General features: G+C 62.9%; 1 protein-coding gene. It reads left to right on the forward strand.

What is annotated here, in order from left to right; genetic code table 11:
* The coding region (locus tag AC6UDB_RS07170) for an ABC transporter substrate-binding protein (protein ID WP_500709578.1) at nt 1-251 on the forward strand (251 nt) is incomplete at both ends.

Consider the following 251-nt stretch of genomic DNA (forward strand, 5'->3'; position numbering starts at 1 on the left):
TTACCACCGATGCCAACGTGCGCCTGCAAAAGCTCAAGCGTGGCGAGTGCCAGGTGGCCTTGTCACCCAAGCCCCTGGACATTGCCGAGGCCGGCAAGGACGGCAGCCTCAAGGTGGCCACTACCCCGGCGTTCATGACAGCCTTCGTCGCCATCAACAGCCAGCACCCACCGCTGGACAAGCCGGAAGTACGCCAGGCCATCAACCTGGCCTTCGACAAACAGGCCTACCTCAAGGCCGTGTTCGAAGGC

Source organism: Fructilactobacillus sp. X3R2C1, from assembly GCF_059901235.1.